Consider the following 18,836-nt stretch of genomic DNA (forward strand, 5'->3'; position numbering starts at 1 on the left):
GGTCGGGAAAGACGGCCGTACGGGAGAGGGAGGGGGAGCCATGATCCGCGACCGGGTCGGCGCTCGTCCCCTTGCCCTGCTCGTCGTGCTGCTCCTGCAGGTCGCCCTGCTCGACACCGGCACCCTCACCGCCACCGTCGCGCTCGCCGCCACCGCAGCGGCCGGCTCCGCGCTTGCCGCCTGCGCCCTGGTCGCCGCTCGCTGCGCCCCGGCCGTACCGCCCACGCGGGTGCGCACGGCGATCCGGGACCGCGCCCGCCGCACCGCCTTCCTGCCGCAACGCGACCCCGACGCCAGGGGGCGCACCCGCCCCCGAGCGCCCGGATCCGCCCTCCCGGCGACCGTGGCGTAGGGCACCACACCTCTCACCGGCCCTCGCGCGGTCGTCATGCCGTCCCGCACGACTCCATTCCGGCATGACCCTCGGAGGGCTCACCCATGTCCGTCTTCACCGTCTTCGCCCAACTCGTCGAAGACCTCGCCGACCTGCTCCAGCCGCTGTTCGGCGCCACCGCGGCCGCCGCCGCGATCGTCCTGTTCACCGCGCTCGTACGACTCCTCGTCCACCCCCTGTCCCGGGCCGCCGCGCGCGGGCAGAAGGCGCGCACCGCGCTGCAGCCGAAGATCGCCGAGCTGCGCAGGAAGCACGCGAAGGATCCGCAGAAGCTGCAGCAGGCGGTGCTGGAGCTGCACGCCGAGGAGAAGGTGTCCCCGCTGTCCGGATGCCTGCCCGGACTGCTGCAGCTGCCCGCGTTCTTCCTGCTCTACCACCTGTTCTCCAGCACCAGCATCGGCGGTGGGACCAACGCCCTGCTGGACCACCAGCTGTTCGCCGCGCCGCTGGGCGGCCGCTTCGCCGACGCGCTCGGCGGGGGCGGACTGCTGGGGGCGGCCGGGCTCGTGTACCTCGGGCTGTTCGTGCTCGTCGCGGCCGTCGCCGCCTTCAACTACCGGCGCACCAGGCGGACGATGACCGCGGCCGCCCCGGTCACGGTGGCGGACGGCGGGCAGCAGGTGCCGGGGCTCGGCGCGGTGAACAAGGTGATGCCGTTCATGTCCTTCTTCACGCTCTTCACCGTCGCCGTGGTGCCGCTGGCCGCCGCGCTGTACGTGGTGACCAGTACGACCTGGAGCGCCGTCGAGCGGGCCGTGCTCTACTCCTGAGCCGGCCGGCGGGCGGTCCAGTCCGTGAACCGGGTATTGCGGAGCGGACGCCGACCTTGGACGATCGACCAGTCATCCGATGGCTGCACCCGTCGGAGGACCGCCCGCGATCGAGGGAGACAGTCACCATGAAGCTGCTGCGAGTCGGTACGGCCGGAGCGGAGAAGCCCGCGCTGCTGGACGCCGAGGGGGTGCTGCGGGACCTGTCCGGCGTCGTCGACGACGTCGACGGCGCGCTGCTCGCCGACGAGGCGGCGCTCGGCCGCGTCCGTGCCGCCGCCGAGTCCGGCGAGCTGCCCGCGCTGGACCCGGCCGGCCTGCGGACGGGGCCGCCGCTCGCCCGGATCGGCAAGATCGTGTGCATCGGCCTGAACTACCACGACCACGCCCGGGAGACCGGGGCCGAGCCGCCCACCGAGCCCGTGATCTTCTTCAAGGCAGCGGACACGGTGGTCGGACCGAACGACACGGTGCTCGTCCCGCGCGGGTCGGTGAAGACCGACTGGGAGGTCGAACTGGCCGTCGTCATCGGGCGGACGGCACGGTACGTGGAGTCGGCCGAGGCCGCGCTCGGACATGTCGCCGGGTACGCGGTGGCGCACGACGTGTCCGAGCGGGAGTTCCAGATCGAGCGGGGCGGCACCTGGGACAAGGGCAAGAACTGCGAGACGTTCAATCCGCTGGGCCCCTGGCTGGTGACGGCGGACGAGGTCGCCGACCCGCAGAACCTGTCGCTCAGGCTGTGGGTCAACGCGGAGCTGAAGCAGAACGGCACGACGGCCGAGCAGATCTTCCCGGTCGGTGAAGTCGTGCGCTACGTCAGCCAGTTCATGACCCTGTACCCGGGTGACGTCATCAACACCGGGACGCCGGCGGGCGTCGCCCTCGGACAGCCCGAGCCCAAGCCCTTCCTGCGAGCGGGCGACGTCGTCGAGCTCGAGATCGAGGGCCTGGGCAGGCAGCGCCAGGAACTGAAGGACGCGTAGCCGCTCCGCGCCCCCGCACCGATCAGCGCTTGTTCAGGAACTCCTCCAGCGCCTCCACCACGAACCGGTGGTCCTGCAACTGCGGCAGTCCGCTCACCGTCACCGCGCCGATCACCCCGACGCCCTCGACGTCGATCGGGAACGAGCCGCCGTGGGCCGCGTACCGGTCGGGGTCGAGGCGGGAGGAGTCCTCGAAGGTCGTGCCCTTCGCCCGGAACCGCGCCCCGACCAGGTACGACGCCTCGCCGTAACGCTCGACGACCCGCCGCTTGCGGGCGATCCAGGCGTCGTTGTCGGGGGTCGAGCCGGGCAGCGCCGCGTGGAAGAGCTGCTGGCCGGCCCGGTGGATGTCGATGGCGACGGGAGCCTGGCGCTCCCGGGCCAGCTCCACGAGCAGCGACCCCAGGGCCCACGCGTCCTCGTGCGTGAACCGGCGGAAGACCAGGTGCCGTTGCTGGGCCTCCAGCTCTTCCAGGGAGGGGGTGATCTCCGGGTGGAACTTCGGGGTCAGTTCGGTGTTGTGCGTCACAGCTTCACCGCCACTCCGTCGCGGGCCGAACGGCGGGCCGCCTCGAGCACGTCGAGGGCGGCGGCCGCCTCGACGGCGGTCACCGGGTTGGCGCCGTCGCCGTCGAGGGCCCTGGTCACGGCCGCATAGTACGCGGGGTAGTCGCCGGGAAGGGTCGGTACGGGCGTGCCGCCGCCGGTCGCCGGAGACTCTCCGGCGCCGATCGTGCCCCACGCCGGCTCCGGCTCCCGTCCCCAGTCCGGGCCCGGGCGCTCGCCCTCCCGCAGCGCCGCCTCCTGCGGATCGAGCCCGTACTTCACATAGCCCGCCTTCGAACCCAGCACCCGGAACCGCGGGCCGAGTTGGGCGGCCGTCGCGGAGACGTACAGGTGGGAGCGGACGCCGCCGGCGTGCGTGAGGGCGATGAAGGTGTCGTCGTCGGCCTCGGCGCCGGGGCGGCGGACGTCCGACTCGGCGTAGACCTGCGTGGCGGGGCCGAAGAGGGTCAGGGCCTGGTCGACGACATGGCTGCCGAGGTCGTACAGGAGACCTCCGATCTCTGCCGGGTCGCCGGACTCGCGCCAGCCGCCCTTCGGCTGCGGGCGCCACCGCTCGAACCGCGACTCGAAGCGCCATACGTCGCCCAACTCGCCCTCGGTGAGCAGCCGCTGGAGGGTGAGGAAGTCGTTGTCCCAGCGGCGGTTCTGGAAGACCGACAGCAGCAGACCGCGGTCCTCGGCGAGGGCGGCGAGCTCGCGCGCCTCGGCGGCGGTGCCGGCGACCGGCTTGTCGACGACGACCGGGAGGCCGGCCTTCAGGGCGGTGGTGGCGAGCGGGACGTGCGTCCGGTTCGGGGACGCGACGACGATCAGGTCCAGCTCGGCCGCGCGTTCGAACAGCTCCTCCGGGGTGGCGGCCACCCGCACCCCGGGATGTTCGGTGCGGGCCTGCTCCTGCCGCTGCGGATTCGAGGTGACCACCGTGTCGAGGGCGAGGCCCTCGGTGGCCGCGATCAGCGGGGCGTGGAAGACGGAGCCCGCCAGCCCGTAGCCGACGAGGCCGACGCGGCGGGGAGAGGCAGTCGTACGAGTCATGCCGTCCACTTTCGCAACGCTGTTGCCAAAGTGCAAGCGCCGAGGACAATCGAGGGTGTGAACCTTCTCGCCCTGCGCAGCCACAACACCGCACTCGTCCTCGACCTGCTGCGTACCGCCGGTGCGGACGGCATCAGCCGGCTGGAGCTCGCCGAGCGCACCGCGCTGACCCCGCAGGCCGTCAGCAAGATCACCGCCCGGCTGCGGGCCGACGGGCTCGCCACGGAGGCGGGTCGCCGGGCCTCCACGGGCGGCAAACCGCGGACGGTCCTGCGGCTGGTGCCGGAGGCGGGACACGCGGTCGGCGTACACCTGGACCGCGACGAACTGCGCGCGGTCCGGGTCGATCTGACGGGGACCGTGGTGGCGGAGCGGCGCAGGGCGGTGGATCTCGGGGAGGGCGCGGAGGCGGTGGTGGAGACCCTGGCGCGGGAGGTGAAGGGGCTGATCGGGGGTGGGCCCGCCGACGGCGAGCTGGGAATGGGCATCGCTCTGCCCGGGCCCCTCGACCACGCCCACGGTGTGCTGCACCGCGTCACCGGGTTCCCCGAGTGGGACGGCTTCCCGTTGCGGGACGCGCTGGAGCGGCGGCTGGGCGTGCCGGTCGTCGTCGACAAGGACACCAACGCGGCCGCGCTGGGGCTGGCGGTGGCGGGCGAGGCCGGCTCCTTCGCCTACCTGCACCTGGGTACGGGGCTCGGGGCGGGGCTCGTCATCGGCGGCACCGTGCACCGCGGGACCCGTACCGGAGCGGGCGAGTTCGGGCACCAGGTGGTGCAGCTCGACGGGCCGCCGTGCGGCTGCGGCGACCGCGGCTGTGTGGAGGCGCTGTGCCTGGACGCCGTGGGCCGCGGCGACCTGGCCGGGGCCGCGCGGGTCCTCGGCGTCGGCGCCGGGAACCTGGTCGCCCTGCTGGACGTCGACCTCGTCCTGCTCGGCGGCCGTACCGTCACCGCCGCACCGGAGGAGTTCGTCCGGGGCGTGTCCGCCGTACTCGGCGACCGTGCCCGGCGCGCGGGCGAGGAGGCCGTGCCCGTGCGGGTCGCCTCCGGCGGGGTCGCCGAAGGGGCCGCGCAGCTGGTACTGGGACCGGTGTTCGGGCGCACCGACGGCTGACGCCCCGGCGTGCGCCGATCGGGCGGACTTGCCCGGCCGTCCGGAGCGGCGGCCACCGTCACCCGCACCCCACCGGCATGCTCATGTGCTTATGCGACTGTGCACGCCTCTGTCCCTCTGCCTTGCAGCAGCCGCCCTCCTGCCCACGGCGTCTCCCGCCTCCGCCGCTCCCACCTGCGCGGGCGGCCCGGACTTCCCCCTCACCACCCGTATCCACGACGCCCCCGACACCTATGAGGCCGGCGGCGGATACGGCACCTGGTACCTGGACCTCACCAACACCACCACCCGGACCTGCGCGGCCGTGCATCCGGTCGTCGTGCTCGTCGACGACGACCGGACCCTGAAGCCCTCCCAGGCCCGCCTGGAGTTCTACGACGGCGCGCGCTCCCACCCCGTCCGCTTCCGGACCACCGACGAGGAGGAGCTCGTCGGCGCCTTCGACGACGGTTTCCCGGGCTTCACCGTCGGCCCCCGCCGGACCGTCACCGTCAAGGTCCGGCTCGCGCTGGCGCCGGACGCCGTGGCCGACGAGGTCACCGCGAACGCGGCCCTCGTCCAGCGGCACGACGACGACGGCGACTGGATCGGCCAGTCCAACGACTACCGCTTCCGCGTCCGGCACGACACGCCGACCGAGCCCGCCACGGGCACCGCCACCAGTACGGCCACCGGCGCCGGCACCGGTGCCGGTACCGCTCCGCCCGGGCGGAGCCGCGACGACCTCCCGTTCGCCGACGAACTCGCCCGGACGGGCGTCGCCACCCCCCGTAACGTCCTGGCCGCCACCGCCACCCTCCTTCTCGCCGTCGGCGGGGCGCTCCTGCTGGCCCGCCGATCGCGAGGGCGCCGATGAGACGCCGGTGAGGCGCCGGTGAGACGCCCATTCCCTCAAGATCCGACCTCTGTTTAGGCTGGGGCCACGCAGCACCGCGTACATGCGTACGGCAGGAGATCCCGCACATGGCAGAACGCAGGCCCATCGAGTCGTGGCTCACCGACATGGACGGTGTGCTCATCCACGAGGGCGTACCGATCCCCGGTGCCGACGCCTTCCTGAAGAAGCTGCGCGAGTCCGGCAGGCCCTTCCTCGTCCTGACCAACAACTCCATCTACACCCCGCGCGACCTGCACGCCCGGCTGCGGCGCATGGGCCTCGACGTGCCGGTCGAGTCCATCTGGACGTCGGCGCTGGCCACCGCCCAGTTCCTGGACGACCAGCGGCCGGGCGGCTCGGCGTACGTCATCGGCGAGGCGGGCCTGACCACCGCCCTGCACGACATCGGGTACATCCTCACCGACCACGAGCCCGACTACGTCGTCCTCGGCGAGACCCGTACGTACTCCTTCGAGGCCATGACCCAGGCGGTACGGCTCATCCAGAACGGCGCCCGCTTCATCGCCACCAACCCGGACGAGACCGGCCCCTCCCACGAGGGCCCGCTCCCGGCGACCGGCGCCGTCGCCGCGCTGATCACCAAGGCGACCGGCAAGAAGCCGTACTTCGCGGGCAAGCCGAACCCGCTGATGATGCGGACGGGGCTGAACGCGATCGGGGCGCACTCCGAGACCAGCGCGATGATCGGCGACCGCATGGACACCGACGTGCTCGCCGGGATGGAGGCGGGGATGCAGACGTTCCTGGTCCTCACCGGGCTGACCGGGCCGGGACAGATCGAGGACTTCCCGTACCGGCCGTCCCACGTCGTCGACTCGATCGCGGACCTGGTCGAGCTGATCTGACGGCGCGGTCCGACGGCACGGTCCGACGGTGCTGAAACCTTTCTGAACCCGTTTGGAGCAACGCGGGCCCCTTTGAGGATGCGGGGCCGGGATGTCCGGGGGAGCCTCCAGATATCTGGAGGTTTCACGATGGGCTCACTACGCCTCACTCTCTGTGCAGGGCTCCTGGGTGCCTGCGCCCTCACCCCGGCGGCGTACGCGACGGACGGAGGAGGCGGCACCGTCTCGGTGACCCCGTCGTCCCCGGCCGCCGGCGGCGACGTCGGCCTGCGGGTGACCGGGTGCACCGGGAAGACGGCCACCGCGGTCTCGGCCGCGTTCGTCGCCGACGCGCGGCTCGCCGCCACCGCCGACGGCACGCTGGCCGGGGAGACCCGTGTGCGCTCCTCGGCCGAGCCCGGCGTCTACGACGTGAAGGTCAGCTGCGCCGACGTCGAGATCAAGGGCTCGATCACGGTCGTGGCGCGCGGGACACGGCCCTCCGCACCGGTCTCGCCGGTCGCCCCGGTCGACGCGGGCGGCGGCGGTACGGCCCACTTCGCCACCGTCGACACCCGCGCGACCGGCCCCGGCAGGGCACACGCGGTCACGGGTCTCATTCTCGCCGGCGTCGCCGCGACCACCGTGGCGGTCCTGGGCGCGCGCCGCCGCCGCGAGACGGAGTGACCGGGACCATGCCGGCACCCGCCGCCGACCCCGCCCGCGCACATGCCCCCGGCACCGACGCGTCCCCCGCCCGGCTTCCACTTCCAGCTACCGGTGCCGCCGGACCGCCCCCGCTGACGGAACGTCCCGCTCATGCGTGACGACTTCTCCGACGGTCTCGGCGACAGGCGGCGGTCCGGGGGGTCCGGGCGACTGGTGACCGGTGTCGCCTGGGCCGTGCTGTTGCTCGGGCTGTGGCTGTGGGGGCGGGACCTGACCGAGGTGCGGCAGGGGACATCCGGTCCGGCCACCGGTGACATGGCGGCGATCGGCCGCCCGCCGGGTGCCGAACTGCCGCCCGCCGCACACCCGTTGGGCAAAGCGCTGCCGCAGCGTATCGACATCCCCGACCTCGGCGTGCAGGCACCGGTGGTGGCGCGGGGCCTGGATCGGGCGGGAGCGGTCGATCCGCCGCCGTTCGACCAGCCGGGCGTGGTCGGGTGGTACGCCGCCGGCGCCGGGCCGGGAGCCGCGGGAGCCGCCGTCATGGTGGGGCACGTCGACACCGAGACCCGGCCGGCCGTCTTCTACAAGCTCAGCACGCTCACGCCGGGCCGGACCGTGCGCGTCGTCCGCGACGACGGCCGCGTCGCCACGTTCACCGTCGACGACGTCCAGGTCCTCACCCGCGACCACTTCGACGCCCGGCAGGCCTACGGCGTCCACCGGCCGGGCCGCGCCGAACTGCGCCTGATCACCTGCGGCGGCACCTTCGACCGGGCCAGCCGCAGCTACACGGCGAACGTGGTCGTCTCGGCGTACCTCACCGGAACCGGCGTCTGAGGCCGAGGGCACCTGGCCCCGGCGTCCGAGGCCGAGGGCACCTGGCCCGGTCGACGGCCCGCTCCCCCCGAAGCCGTCGACCGGGCTGGTCCTCGACCGCGCGCGCACGGGCTGCGGGAGTAACCCGGCGACCGGCGCGGGAGGTTGCGGAAAGTCCGAGTGGTGACCGACTGGCCGAGGGCTGGGGCCGTGTGAGACCACCCTAGAACGAATGAGCGCCTGAGCCTAGGGGTTATGACGTCAGGTTCCGCTCCGGTGGCTCTCTGTCATATGCCCTGGTGGTTCGCTGTTCCGTGACCGCGTCAGAGGGCTGTCGCTCCGCTCGCGCCACAACTCGGCGCCGTACGCGATCCGCTGGACGACACGCGCCCACCCTTACCCGTCCGTGCTGTAACAGCTCCCCGACAAGGCTCGGGCGATCTCGTGGGCTGAGCGCCGCTATGTCAGGATTGAGTCTTGGACCGGTGCACCCAAGGGGGAGTTGGATGTACGGCAGCAGGGGGGCTGGGCCGGGGTTCGCCTCGGGGGCCGCGATGAGGGCTTCCGCGGTGGCGCTGGGGGCGGCGCTACTGGTGGCGGGGTGTTCCTCCGGCGGCGGTGACGGCAAGGACGGCGACGCCGGAGCGAAAATCACCCAACAGCCCAAGGACAGCGACCCGTTCTGGGTCAACCCGGACGGCAACGCGGCCCGGCAGGTCGCCGCGTACGCCAAGGCCGGCAAGGACGCCGAGGCCGAGCAGATCCGGAAGATCGCCGAGCAGCCGACCGGTGAGTGGATCGGCCCGGAGAACCCGGAGCAGGAGGCCAGGGGCTTCACCGAGGCCGCGGACAAGGCCGGCCGCACGGCCCTGCTCGTGCTCTACGACATCCCGCACCGCGACTGCGGCCAGTACTCCCAGGGCGGAGCCGCCGACGGCAACGCCTACCGCGCCTGGATCGACGGTGTGGCCGCGGGCATCCAGGACCGCCCGGCGATGGTGATCCTGGAACCCGACGCCGTACTGCACCTGGTGGACGGCTGCACGCCGGGCCAGTTCCAGGAGGAGCGCTACGCCCTGCTCAACTACGCCATCGGCAAGCTGAAGTCCCTGAAGGCCACCCGGGTCTACCTGGACGCGGGCAACGCCGGCTGGGGCCACCCCGACCAGATCTTCCAGCCCCTCCAGCGCGCGGGCATCGCCCAGGCCGACGGCTTCTCGGTCAACGTCTCCAACTTCTACTCGACGAAGGACTCCCTCGCCTACGGCAAGCAGCTCGCCGCCAAGGTCGGCGGCAAGCACTTCGTCATCGACACCAGCCGCAACGGCAACGGCCCGTACACGGGCGGGAAGCCCGACGAGAACTGGTGCAACCCGCCGGGCCGGGCGCTCGGCGAGACACCGACGACCAGGACGGCCGACCCCCTGGTGGACGCCTACCTGTGGGTCAAGCGGCCCGGGGAGTCGGACGGCACTTGCAAGGGCGGCCCGAACGCGGGGCAGTGGTGGGCGAGTTATGCACTCGCCCTCGCCAAGGCCGCCAAGTAGCCCCGCGCTACGGCACCTTGACCCACTGCGCCTTGCTCGGCGTCCCCTGGTCGTCGTCCACGAACAGCATGTACCAGCCGGCGGTGACCAGGTTCCGGTTCTTCGGCATGGTCACCGTCACCTTGTTCCCGGACGTCTTGAAGTCCAGGGCGATCGACCGCTGGTCGACGTCGGTCACGTGGGTCGACGCACTGGGCCGGATCAGCCGCACCTTCTTGATCGCGGAAGCCTGCGGTGAGGTGAACGTCCCCGTCCCGCCCCGCGGAATCGTCTGCGGTCCGCCGGACAGCGAGGGCCGGGAGTCCCGGTACAGATAGGGCGGCGTGTAGATCTCGATCCGCTGCTCGAACTTGCCGGGCTTGGTGTTGGCCTTGTCGCCGTACAGCGAGTCGGAGCCGAAGAACATCACGCGCCCGTCCGGCAGCAGGATCGACCCGGAGTGGTAGTTGCGCCCCACCAGCGGGTCGGCCACCCGGTCGAACGTGTTGCTGTCCGGGTGGTAGAGCCTGGCCTGCAGGATGTTGGAGTCGCCGCGCCCGCGGTAGTCCTCGGAGCCGCCCGACACCAGCACCGAGTCGTCCGGCAGGATCGACGACTGCGGATACCGCGTGCCCTTCTCCAGCGTCGGCCCGTCCGTGAACTTCGGGTTCTTGTCCTTGAGGTCGATCAGCCGGGTCCTGTTGCTGGACAGCTTGGACTCGCCGACCCCGCCGCCGCCGATCACCAGGAACTTCTCGTCCTGCGCGGGCGGCAGCAGCACCGTCCCCGACGTCTCCATCTCGTTCGCGTCGCTGAGCCCGGGCAGCTTGGTGAACCGGTTGGTGGCGATGTCCCAGACGCCCGGCTCACGGCCGACGTTGTCCGGCCCGTAACCGGCGTTCGAACCCGAGTAGAAGATCTTGCCGTTCTGCATCAGGAACAGCGCCGGGTAGGTCGGGAACTGCCGGATCTTCGACGTGTACGTCCACTTCTTGGTTTTCGGGTCGAAGATCTCGTTCTTGCCCGGCACCAGCTGGCCGATGTCGTCGAGCCCGGAGACGCTGAGGATCCTGCCGTCGCTCAGCGTGGTGAGCGTCGGGTACCAGCGGGCCTCGTTCATCGGGTCGACCTTGATGTACTTCTCGGCGACCGGGTCGAACTCGAAGGCGTCCCTGATCCCCTGGAAGTCCTTCTTGTCGAGGGCGAGCTTCTGCGCGATGCCGTACGTGTTGCGTGCCTCGGAACCGGTCAGGCCCTGGATGCGGTAGTTGTCCTGGGTGCCGGTCTCGTACCTGGTGCCGCTCTTCTTCGCCTCGACGTAGATACGGCCGAGCCCCGGGTCGTTGCGCAGGAACCTGCCGGTCGCCCTGTCGAAGACCTTCTTCGCGCGCGGCACGAGCACTGGGTCCTTGGACACGAAGGTCTTGCCGTTCTCCTTGCCGGTGAACACGGTCCCCGCCGGCAGGGTGATCGGCTTGTCCGGGTTCTCGTTGTGCACCACCATCAGGCCGCCGGCCTTGGTGACGTCACCCTTCAGCTTCTCGTACCGCTTGGTGCCGCCCGCGATCAGCAGATTGCCGTTGGCGAGCTGGGTGTGCCCGGTGCAGAACAGGTCCTTCGGCGTCGGGACCTTCTTGATCGTGCCCTTGACCGGGTCCCAGATCCGGGTGTCGAACTTCTTGGCGTTGAAGTTGTCCTGGTTGTTGCCCGAGCCGGCGATCATCAGCACCTTGCCGGTGCGCAGGAGCGCCGCGTGGATGGTGTCCTGGCGGTACTCCTTGGGGAACTCCACGATCTGCCAGTGGCCGTTGTCCGCTTTGTACTCGGGTTTGTTGATCTGGTACTGGTGATACTTCGCCGTCCCGAAGCGGTACAGCCACGGACCGTTCATCCCGGCCAGCGCGAGCACCACCGCCGTCCCGATGGCGAGTCTGCGGGCGCGGCGGCGGCCTGCACGGTCGTTCATTCCTTACGTCCCCCGAATCCACCGAGCGCGATCTGCATCGTCTGGTCGTTCCCCGCCTCGGCGGCGCCGTCCGCGGCGGCCCAGGTGGGCTTTTGCCCGGTGCCGTGCGGCGGTGTCGCCTGCCGCTCCGGCAGCGGCCGCGGCTGGTAGGGCACGGCCGGCGGGGCGTCCTGCGGCTCCGTGTACACGGGAACCGGCTCCTTCTTCGCCTTCCGCAGCGAGTACCGCCAGGCGAAGATCGGCGACGCGGTGATCAGCAGGGCGAACGTGGCCCAGGTGATCATCGCCGGGTGCGAGTGCCCCAGCGCGAAACCGGCGGCGATGGAGCCGCCGAAGACCAGGATGAAGAACAGGTGGACGCGGAAGGTCCCGAACAGCGTGTCCGGGCTGGCCGAGTCGCCCTTGGGCGTCACCACGAACTTGCTCTTGCGCCGCAGCACCGCGTCCATCAGCGAGCGGGCGTAGATCGGCGCCGACAGCGCCGACATCACCATGCCCGCCACACCGCCGGAGCCCTCGGGCTCGTGCGGGGAGACGTTGTGCCGGCGGTTCCAGACGTACAGGCCGATCTGCAGCGCGGAGGCGTTGCCGTACAGCATCAGCCACACGGTCGGGTCGATGTTCACACCCGAGGCGCCCAGGCCCAGGAACATCGCGCAACTCAGCGCCGCCAGAATCCAGTTGAGGGCCGACATCGGGTAGAAGATGATCATCATCGTGTAGTTGAAGAGCTTGCCCGGAGGCAGTGAGAACCAGCCCTTCCAGTACTGCTTGAGGATCGTCTCGTACGTCCCTCGGGACCAGCGCAGCTGCTGGGTGAAGAAGTCCGTCCAGGCACCCGGGCCCTCACCGACGGCGAGCACGTCCGGCGTGTACACCGAGCGCCACTTCCTGCCCGTCGCCGGGTTCTTGTGGCGATGGATCTCGAAGCCGGTCGCCATGTCCTCGGTGATCGAGTCGTACAGGCCGCCGATCTGCTTCAGCGCCTTGATGCGTACGGCGTTCGACGTGCCGACGAACATGGGGGCGCCGTAGAAGTTCCCGGCCCGCTGGATGAGGGCGTGGAAGAGGAACTGCTGGGACTCGGCCGCCTTGGTGATGGGGTTGTCGTAGTTGCCGTACACCTGCGGGCCGATGACGAAGCCGACGTCCGGGTCGCGGAAGAAGCCGAGCATCCGCTCCAGGTAGTTGGGCAGCGGCACGTGGTCGGTGTCGACGGAGGCGAAGTAGTCGTAGTCGTCGCCGTGTGCCTGGAGCCAGGAGTTGTAGTTGCCGTGCTTGGTCTTCGCGCGGAAGGGGCCCTTCTTCTGGTTCCACTGCTCGACGCCCTTGCGGGAGAAGTGGTGCACGCCCAGGCGCGCGCAGACCTCCTTCACCTCGTCGTCGTCACCCTCGTCCAGGAGCCAGATGTGCAGAAGGCCCCGGTGGCGCAGCCGGACGGCCGCCTCCAGGGTCTTCGTCACCATCTCCAGGGGTTCCTTGCCGGGCACGTACGTCGTGATGAACGCGACTCTCGTGCCGGTCTCCGGCACCACCGGGATCGGGTCGCGGGCGACCAGGGTGGCGTGCGCGTTGGACAGCACGTTCATGCAGCGGAAGAACTCGATCAGGCCGATCGAGACGAGCATCACGACGTCCAGCACCGGCAGGAAGTCGAAGGCAGGGTAGTCGCGTTCGGTCCAGTGCTCCGGCTGCAGCAGCCAGGCCAGCAGGACCAGGGACAGCAGCGGGGCCGCGCCCAGCATCAGGGCGGCCCTTATCCGGTGCGGCTCCTGCGAGAGCAGCGAGCGGTACTGCACCTTGTAGGGCTTGTCCGGGTCGGGCTGGGTGAGGGGGCCGGCCAGCCGGCTGTAGTGCTCGTAGTCGTATCTGGGCAGGGTCTTCTTGATCCGCCGGAACTGGCCTGTCGTGCTGTTCCGGTGAGGATCCGTTCTCAACTGGGTGGTTTCGGACGGGTCGAAGTTATGCCGGGCGCCCGTCGGCGTCGACGTCATGAGTCATCCCCCCACACGCGGGTGAACCGCGTGTCGTGTCGTTTCCTTACCCACCCGTGAAAGGTCCCCCTCGACCCCTCACAGGCGTGTCAGCGGCGGGCCGCGGCCACCACACTTCCCACACCCGTAGACATGGAACCGCGACCTTCCGGTTGCATGATGCCCCCCTCGGCATCGGCTCGTGAACAGGGCCCCCTATCCCCGCAGACCGCCGCAACCGCTTACTAGTCCCCCAACTGCCGCGTATCCGCAGCATCTTGGAAAACAGGGTTCTACGGCGTTCAGCATGATCGCAAGATGCGAAACGCGCTGTTTACCGGTCATACGCGTTCATTGCGGTGCGTGTGGGGGTCTTGTGGGCCAGTGGTGGACAGCCGAGCGCGCAGGTTGCCGAAGTGCTCTCTTATGGCCTCCTCCGCCCGTACCGAGTCGCCGGACCGCACCGCGTCGAGGATGTCCCGGTGCTGTCTGCAGGTGACCTTGTGGTCGGGCGGGGCGCCTCCCAGGTCCGTGTGCACACGGTGGAAGGCGTCCCAGAACGCCTCCAGGACCTCGCCCAGCAACACGTTGTCCAGACCCCGGTAGAGGGTGGCGTGAAACGCGCGGTCGGTCTCGGCGAGGCCGGCACCTCCGTGTGCGGCCTCCCGTTCCATACGGTCCACGAGCGCTTCGAGTTCAACGAGGTCCCGTTGCGGGATCCGCCCCGCGAGCCGCGACACCAGCCCCGTCTCCACCGCCTCGCGCAGCTCCAGCAGCTGCAGCAGGGAGTCCTCGCCGCGGTAGTGCCCGGCCACCGTGCGAAAGGCCAGGCCCTCGATCATCGGGGCCAGCGACATCGGGCCGACGTACGTCCCGAAGCCGTGCCGGATCTCCACGATGCCCATCGCCTGCAGCGCCTTGAGCGCCTCGCGCACCGAGTTCCGGCTCGCGCCGAGGAACTCCATCAGCTCGGGCTCGGTCGGCAGCGGGGCCCCGGAGGGCAGCCTGCGGTCGATGATGAGCTTCTTGATCCGCTCCTGGAGATCTCGGGCTGCCATGGCGAGAGGGTATCCGGCCAAACAGGGCGAGGTCCCCGTTCCGGCCACACGGAGCCTCCACGCAAAAGGCCCCCCACTGCTGTGGAGGGCCTTTCGGTCGTGCGCCGCCAGGGACTCGAACCCCGGACCCGCTGATTAAGAGTCAGCTGCTCTAACCAACTGAGCTAGCGGCGCCTGCTGACGTCGTAACTCTACCCGATCTCCAGGGGTGCTCCCGACCGCGGGCGGGCGGACGGTCCGGGGGGAGGGGGAGCGGCGTTACGTCATTCGGACCGTCAGAATGCGCGCGCGGGGGACAGTTGGGAAACTGGTCGACGTGCACGAGTGCGGAGATTTCGGCCTGGAGTGTGAGGGGAATCGCATGGAGACTCCGGTATTCGAGGAATTCGATCCCGCGAGCGACTGCGATTGCCCCGGATGCCTGCACTGGCGCCGGGTGTTTCCCCCCTCCAAGGCGTTCCACCACCCCGCCGCCCGCCCCCATTCCCGGCTTCGTCCGGGCATGGGGACCGCGGGCACGGTGATCGTCGCGGCGGCCGCCGCGACGTTCGGCGCCGGACACGCGGTGCCCGCGGTCGCCGCCCCGAAAGCACCCCCGGGACCGGGTGTTCCCGCAGGTGAGGCGGGGGACGAGCCCGCCACCCCGCAGGGCGGCAAGGCCCCGCTGCACGGTCCGGGCGGCAAGCCCGTCAAGCCGGGCCAGGCGCTCAGGACGCCCACGACCACCCGCGCGGAGATCATCAACCGGGCCAAGCGGTGGGTCGACGCCGAGGTGCCGTACAGCATGACGGACTACTGGTCCGACGGTTACCGGCAGGACTGCTCGGGCTTCGTCTCGATGGCCTGGAGCCTGCCCGAAAACGAATGGACGGGCAGCCTCGACAAGTACGGGGACCGGATTCCCAAGGACGCCCTGGAACCCGGCGACATTCTGCTGTTCCACAATCCCGCCAACCCCGAGAAAGGCTCGCACGTCGTCATCTTCGGCGGCTGGACGGATTACACGCACACCTACTACATCGCCTACGAGGAGACGCCCCCGGGCGCCCGCCGGCAGGCCACCCCGTATGCCTACTGGAGCCACTCGGACAAGTACCTCGCCTACCGGTACAAGGGGCTCGCGGCGGACGCGGGCGCCCCGGGGGCGGGCTCGACGCCGGTCACACCGGCCTCCTCGGACCACCCCGCCACGGTGTTTCCCGGAGCGGGGTATTTCGGCCCCGGAGCCGACAACAAGTACGTCACCCAGCTCGGCCAGATGCTCGTGGCGCGGGGTGCCGCCCGCTTCTACACCTCGGGTCCCGGCCCGCGCTGGTCCGACGCCGACGGGCGGGCCACCCAGGCCTTCCAGCTGGCCCAGGGCTGGCAGGGCGCGGACGCCGACGGGCTGCCGGGGCCGCAGACCTGGGCCCTGCTGGTGACGGGGAAGGGCAAGGACGTGCCGGCGGCGGGCACGACTCCGGCGGGCGGCACGGGCACGGGCCCGTCGACGGGCGCCGCGGGACCACCGGCCTCCCACGGGGTGCCGGGCTACCCGGGCCGCGCGATGTTCCGGCCGGGCGCGAACAACAAGTACGTCACCCTGCTCGGGAAGCAGCTGGTGAAGAAAGGGTTCGGCAAGTACTACACGACAGGTCCGGGTCCGCGTTGGGGCGAGGCGGACCGCCGTAACGTCGAGGCCTTCCAGCGTGCCCAGGGCTGGCGGGGCGGCGCGGCGGACGGCTTCCCGGGGCCGGAGACCTGGAGGCGCCTGTTCTCCTGAGCCGTTCGGCTGTGACCACCTGTTGTGATCCACCCCTGGTGACCCACCTGTTGTGACGCATCTGGCGCGGAGGCTGGAGGCACGCATGAGCACGACGACCACTTCACCGACCCCCGATTCCGAGGGACCGAGCAGACCCGGACCCACCCGTCTCATCCAGAACGAGGCGACCATGGAGATCCCCGTCCACCTGCTCTTCCGTGACGACCCCGACCCGGCGCCGGTGCCGGTGCGCCCCGCGGTCGTCGGCCGCAGGCAGGGCACCGGCGAGCAGCCGCGGCTGCGCCGCCCGGTACCCGCGAGGCCCCGCCCGGCACCGCAGGTCGACCCCGAACTGGCCGAACGCCCGGCCCGGGTGCTGCCCGGCGCGGCGGGCGTGTTCGCCGGGGCCTGCGGGCTGGCCGGCTGTCTGGCGAACTCCTGGTGGGCGGGCGTCCTGCCGCCGCTCGCGGTGGAGGCGCTCAGGCTGCCGGTGTACGCGGGTGCCGGTCTCGGCCCCGCGCAGTGGGCCGCGTACGCGGGCGCCGGGGCCCTCGGCCTGTTCGGCTTCGGCGGTCTGGCGCGCGGGCGGACCGGACGGGCCTGGGTGCTCGGGCTGTTCGGCCGCTACCGGGGGACGGTCCGGCGCACCGGCCTGATGTGGGTCAACCCGCTGCTGCTGCGCCGCCGGGTCGACGTACGGCTGCGGCACTGGCGGAGCGAGCCGATGCCGGCGGCCGACGGCAACGGGGTCGCGCTTCGGGTCGTGGTGCTGGTGGTGTGGCGGGTGCGGGACACCGCGCGGGCGGTGCTCGGGGTCGAGGACCACGAGACGTACTTGCGCGAGTGCGTGGAGGCGGGGCTGGCGCGGGTGCCGGTGGAGATGCCCGGCGGGCCGCGGGACTCGGTCGAGGCGGCCGGTGACGCGCTGACCCGGGTGGTCGCGGCGGACGCGGCGCCGGTCGGGCTGGAGGTGTTCTCGGTCCGGCCGGTCCGCATCGAGTACGCCCCCGAGGTCGCCGCCGCGATGCACCGCCGCCGTATCGCCGCACTGGACGCCCAGCACCGGGCGAGCGTGCTGACGTCGGTGGTGGACTCGGTGGAGGACACCGTGACCCGGCTGACCGTGCGCGGTCTGGTCGAACTGGACGACTACGAACGCAAGGCGCTGGTGAAGGACCTGACGGTCGCCTTCTGCGCCGGGCGCGGAGAACGGACGCCGTGAATGGTATGGACATGGTCAACCCACGGCAATAATCTGGAACTTGGTCTAGACCTGCACGCCTCACGGAACTTCCCCCACGTTCTCCAGGAGCGGCAGCATGCGCGGAAAGACCAAGTTCTACGGGGCCGTGGTGGGCCTCGCGACCACCGGAGCACTCGTGCTGTCCACCGGTGGCGCCAGCGGCCACGGCTACACCGACCTCCCCATCAGCAGGCAGAAGCTCTGCGCCAACGGCACGGTGACCAACTGCGGCGACATCCAGTACGAGCCGCAGAGCGTCGAGGGCCCCAAGGGCTTCCCGGCCTCCGGACCGGCCGACGGCGCGATCTGCTCCGGCGGCCACACGCGCTTCGCCCAGCTCGACAGCCCGAAGACGCCGTCCGGCGGCGCCTGGCCCACCACCAGGGTGACGGGCGGTCAGAGCTACACCTTCCGCTGGCAGTTCACGGCCATGCACGCCACGACCGACTTCAAGTACTACGTCACCCGACAGGGCTGGAACCAGAACCACAACCTGGCCCGCTCCGACCTCAACACCACACCGTTCCTGACCGTCCCCTACGGCGGCCAGCGTCCCCCTTCCACCCTCTCCCACAGCGGCACCCTGCCGTCCGGGCTCAGCGGACGTCATGTGATCGTCGCCGTGTGGACGATCGCCGACACGGGCAACGCGTTCTACGCCTGCTCGGACGTGATGTTCTGAGGGTTCCTTGAGCCCATCACCCGGCCGGCGTGGGTAGGTTCCTGCCACGCCGGCCGCCCGAGGCCGGCGTTTCGACCTCGGGGGATGCACATGGAAACCTTCTTCTACGTCGTGCCCGGCCTCATGATCGCCCTGGCGCTCGGCGCCCTGATCGGCATGCTGCGCCGCGCCCGGCACATCAGCGGCGCCTGGAACAGCGGCCTCACCGCCGAGGCGCGGTGCCTGAACACCTACACCACGACCAGCGGGGGCGGCGGCGACAGCTCCGTGAGCACGACGCTGCACCACGTCTACGAGTTCACCACCCGCGAGGGCCGCGCCGTCCGCTTCGAGGAGCGCAACGGGCCGCGGACGGTCGTCACCGGCGACATCGTCACGGTGCGCTACACCGCCGAGCACCCCGAGCGGGCCACGGCGAAGGCCCCCCGGCCCGGCCGGCTGATCGCCGAACAGGGCTGCATGCTGGTCTTCTTCGGCGTGTTCATCGCCTTCTGCCTCGTCTTCATGTTCACCGTACACGCGGGCTTCGCCGTGCTGGACGACGTCATGCCGTAGCCCTCCACATC

The 18,836-nt window shown here is 71.1% G+C and carries 18 protein-coding genes and 1 tRNA gene; 13 read left to right on the forward strand and 6 right to left on the reverse strand.

Annotation, left to right across the window (positions count from 1 at the left end; genetic code table 11):
* Positions 1-40 precede the first annotated feature (40 nt).
* The 3 genes from ACQF4J_RS28095 to ACQF4J_RS28105 all read left to right on the forward strand — a co-directional run bounded on the left by ACQF4J_RS28095 (position 41) and on the right by ACQF4J_RS28105 (position 2,150).
* Complete coding sequence (locus tag ACQF4J_RS28095; protein ID WP_351574788.1) at positions 41-352, forward strand: DUF6412 domain-containing protein; 312 nt, start codon at positions 41-43, stop codon at positions 350-352.
* A gap of 86 nt (positions 353-438) precedes the next feature.
* Positions 439-1,164, forward strand: a complete 726-nt coding sequence (locus ACQF4J_RS28100) for a YidC/Oxa1 family membrane protein insertase (RefSeq protein WP_351574790.1) — start codon at positions 439-441, stop codon at positions 1,162-1,164.
* A 128-nt stretch (positions 1,165-1,292) separates the two neighbouring features.
* Entirely contained in the window at positions 1,293-2,150 is an 858-nt protein-coding gene (locus tag ACQF4J_RS28105) for a fumarylacetoacetate hydrolase family protein (RefSeq protein ID WP_351574792.1), read from the forward strand.
* Positions 2,151-2,172: 22 nt separating this feature from the next.
* Here ACQF4J_RS28105 and ACQF4J_RS28110 read toward each other — a convergent pair whose 3' ends face one another.
* Positions 2,173-2,679, reverse strand: coding sequence for a heme-degrading domain-containing protein (locus tag ACQF4J_RS28110; RefSeq protein WP_351574795.1), 507 nt, complete (start codon positions 2,677-2,679; stop codon positions 2,173-2,175).
* Complete coding sequence (locus ACQF4J_RS28115; RefSeq protein ID WP_351574797.1) at positions 2,676-3,752, reverse strand: Gfo/Idh/MocA family oxidoreductase; 1,077 nt, start codon at positions 3,750-3,752, stop codon at positions 2,676-2,678. The genes ACQF4J_RS28110 and ACQF4J_RS28115 overlap by 4 nt, the downstream gene beginning before the upstream one ends.
* Positions 3,753-3,782: 30 nt before the next feature.
* Between ACQF4J_RS28115 and ACQF4J_RS28120 the strand changes: the two genes are divergently transcribed.
* From ACQF4J_RS28120 to ACQF4J_RS28145, 6 genes are all read left to right on the forward strand, one after another.
* Entirely contained in the window at positions 3,783-4,868 is a 1,086-nt protein-coding gene (locus ACQF4J_RS28120; RefSeq protein WP_427167082.1) for an ROK family transcriptional regulator, read from the forward strand.
* Positions 4,869-4,959: 91 nt separating this feature from the next.
* A complete protein-coding gene (locus ACQF4J_RS28125) occupies positions 4,960-5,724 on the forward strand; it encodes a hypothetical protein (protein ID WP_427167083.1) in 765 nt (254 codons plus the stop codon).
* Positions 5,725-5,831: 107 nt separating this feature from the next.
* On the forward strand, positions 5,832-6,611 hold the full coding sequence (locus tag ACQF4J_RS28130; protein ID WP_351574806.1) for an HAD-IIA family hydrolase: 780 nt from the start codon (positions 5,832-5,834) through the stop codon (positions 6,609-6,611).
* 129 nt (positions 6,612-6,740) lie between these two features.
* Positions 6,741-7,277 (forward strand): hypothetical protein, encoded by a 537-nt coding sequence (locus ACQF4J_RS28135; protein ID WP_351574808.1) that lies wholly within the window; start codon positions 6,741-6,743, stop codon positions 7,275-7,277.
* A gap of 132 nt (positions 7,278-7,409) precedes the next feature.
* A complete protein-coding gene (locus tag ACQF4J_RS28140; RefSeq protein WP_351574811.1) occupies positions 7,410-8,099 on the forward strand; it encodes a class F sortase in 690 nt (229 codons plus the stop codon).
* A gap of 485 nt (positions 8,100-8,584) precedes the next feature.
* On the forward strand, positions 8,585-9,625 hold the full coding sequence (locus ACQF4J_RS28145; RefSeq protein WP_351574814.1) for a glycoside hydrolase family 6 protein: 1,041 nt from the start codon (positions 8,585-8,587) through the stop codon (positions 9,623-9,625).
* A gap of 7 nt (positions 9,626-9,632) precedes the next feature.
* Here ACQF4J_RS28145 and ACQF4J_RS28150 read toward each other — a convergent pair whose 3' ends face one another.
* From ACQF4J_RS28150 to ACQF4J_RS28165, 4 genes are all read right to left on the reverse strand, one after another.
* Positions 9,633-11,570, reverse strand: coding sequence for a galactose oxidase-like domain-containing protein (locus ACQF4J_RS28150; protein ID WP_427167084.1), 1,938 nt, complete (start codon positions 11,568-11,570; stop codon positions 9,633-9,635).
* Complete coding sequence (locus tag ACQF4J_RS28155; RefSeq protein WP_351574820.1) at positions 11,567-13,564, reverse strand: glycosyltransferase family 2 protein; 1,998 nt, start codon at positions 13,562-13,564, stop codon at positions 11,567-11,569. Before ACQF4J_RS28155 ends, ACQF4J_RS28150 begins: the two co-directional genes overlap by 4 nt.
* A 320-nt stretch (positions 13,565-13,884) precedes the next feature.
* Entirely contained in the window at positions 13,885-14,601 is a 717-nt protein-coding gene (locus ACQF4J_RS28160) for a FadR/GntR family transcriptional regulator (RefSeq protein ID WP_351574823.1), read from the reverse strand.
* A gap of 100 nt (positions 14,602-14,701) precedes the next feature.
* A tRNA-Lys gene (locus ACQF4J_RS28165) sits at positions 14,702-14,775 on the reverse strand.
* Positions 14,776-14,962: 187 nt separating this feature from the next.
* Here ACQF4J_RS28165 and ACQF4J_RS28170 point away from each other — a divergent pair.
* The 4 genes from ACQF4J_RS28170 to ACQF4J_RS28185 all read left to right on the forward strand — a co-directional run bounded on the left by ACQF4J_RS28170 (position 14,963) and on the right by ACQF4J_RS28185 (position 18,825).
* Entirely contained in the window at positions 14,963-16,363 is a 1,401-nt protein-coding gene (locus ACQF4J_RS28170; protein ID WP_351800247.1) for a peptidoglycan-binding protein, read from the forward strand.
* Positions 16,364-16,448: 85 nt separating this feature from the next.
* The gene (locus ACQF4J_RS28175; protein ID WP_351574828.1) at positions 16,449-17,567 is read left to right on the forward strand and encodes an SPFH domain-containing protein; all 1,119 of its coding nucleotides are present in this window, start codon (positions 16,449-16,451) and stop codon (positions 17,565-17,567) included.
* 97 nt (positions 17,568-17,664) lie between these two features.
* Positions 17,665-18,270, forward strand: a complete 606-nt coding sequence (locus tag ACQF4J_RS28180) for a lytic polysaccharide monooxygenase auxiliary activity family 9 protein (protein WP_351574831.1) — start codon at positions 17,665-17,667, stop codon at positions 18,268-18,270.
* A 90-nt stretch (positions 18,271-18,360) separates the two neighbouring features.
* Positions 18,361-18,825, forward strand: a complete 465-nt coding sequence (locus tag ACQF4J_RS28185) for a hypothetical protein (protein WP_427167085.1) — start codon at positions 18,361-18,363, stop codon at positions 18,823-18,825.
* The last annotated feature ends 11 nt before the right edge of the window (positions 18,826-18,836 follow it).

Origin of the sequence: Streptomyces sp. C1-1, from assembly GCF_050214755.1 — a bacterium.
Lineage (GTDB): Bacteria > Actinomycetota > Actinomycetes > Streptomycetales > Streptomycetaceae > Streptomyces.

Excerpts from the sequence above, each read along its gene's own strand:
- ACQF4J_RS28095 (WP_351574788.1), top strand. The coding sequence starts at position 41 with ATGATCCGCGACCGGGTCGGCGCTCGTCCCCTTGCCCTGCTCGTCGTG.
- ACQF4J_RS28100 (WP_351574790.1), top strand. The coding sequence starts at position 439 with ATGTCCGTCTTCACCGTCTTCGCCCAACTCGTCGAAGACCTCGCCGAC.
- ACQF4J_RS28105 (WP_351574792.1), top strand. The coding sequence starts at position 1,293 with ATGAAGCTGCTGCGAGTCGGTACGGCCGGAGCGGAGAAGCCCGCGCTG.
- ACQF4J_RS28115 (WP_351574797.1), bottom strand. The coding sequence starts at position 3,752 with ATGACTCGTACGACTGCCTCTCCCCGCCGCGTCGGCCTCGTCGGCTAC.
- ACQF4J_RS28125 (WP_427167083.1), top strand. The coding sequence starts at position 4,960 with ATGCGACTGTGCACGCCTCTGTCCCTCTGCCTTGCAGCAGCCGCCCTC.
- ACQF4J_RS28130 (WP_351574806.1), top strand. The coding sequence starts at position 5,832 with ATGGCAGAACGCAGGCCCATCGAGTCGTGGCTCACCGACATGGACGGT.
- ACQF4J_RS28135 (WP_351574808.1), top strand. The coding sequence starts at position 6,741 with ATGGGCTCACTACGCCTCACTCTCTGTGCAGGGCTCCTGGGTGCCTGC.
- ACQF4J_RS28140 (WP_351574811.1), top strand. The coding sequence starts at position 7,410 with ATGCGTGACGACTTCTCCGACGGTCTCGGCGACAGGCGGCGGTCCGGG.
- ACQF4J_RS28145 (WP_351574814.1), top strand. The coding sequence starts at position 8,585 with ATGTACGGCAGCAGGGGGGCTGGGCCGGGGTTCGCCTCGGGGGCCGCG.
- ACQF4J_RS28150 (WP_427167084.1), bottom strand. The coding sequence starts at position 11,570 with ATGAACGACCGTGCAGGCCGCCGCCGCGCCCGCAGACTCGCCATCGGG.
- ACQF4J_RS28155 (WP_351574820.1), bottom strand. The coding sequence starts at position 13,564 with ATGACGTCGACGCCGACGGGCGCCCGGCATAACTTCGACCCGTCCGAA.
- ACQF4J_RS28160 (WP_351574823.1), bottom strand. The coding sequence starts at position 14,601 with ATGGCAGCCCGAGATCTCCAGGAGCGGATCAAGAAGCTCATCATCGAC.
- ACQF4J_RS28170 (WP_351800247.1), top strand. The coding sequence starts at position 14,963 with ATGGAGACTCCGGTATTCGAGGAATTCGATCCCGCGAGCGACTGCGAT.
- ACQF4J_RS28175 (WP_351574828.1), top strand. The coding sequence starts at position 16,449 with ATGAGCACGACGACCACTTCACCGACCCCCGATTCCGAGGGACCGAGC.
- ACQF4J_RS28180 (WP_351574831.1), top strand. The coding sequence starts at position 17,665 with ATGCGCGGAAAGACCAAGTTCTACGGGGCCGTGGTGGGCCTCGCGACC.
- ACQF4J_RS28185 (WP_427167085.1), top strand. The coding sequence starts at position 18,361 with ATGGAAACCTTCTTCTACGTCGTGCCCGGCCTCATGATCGCCCTGGCG.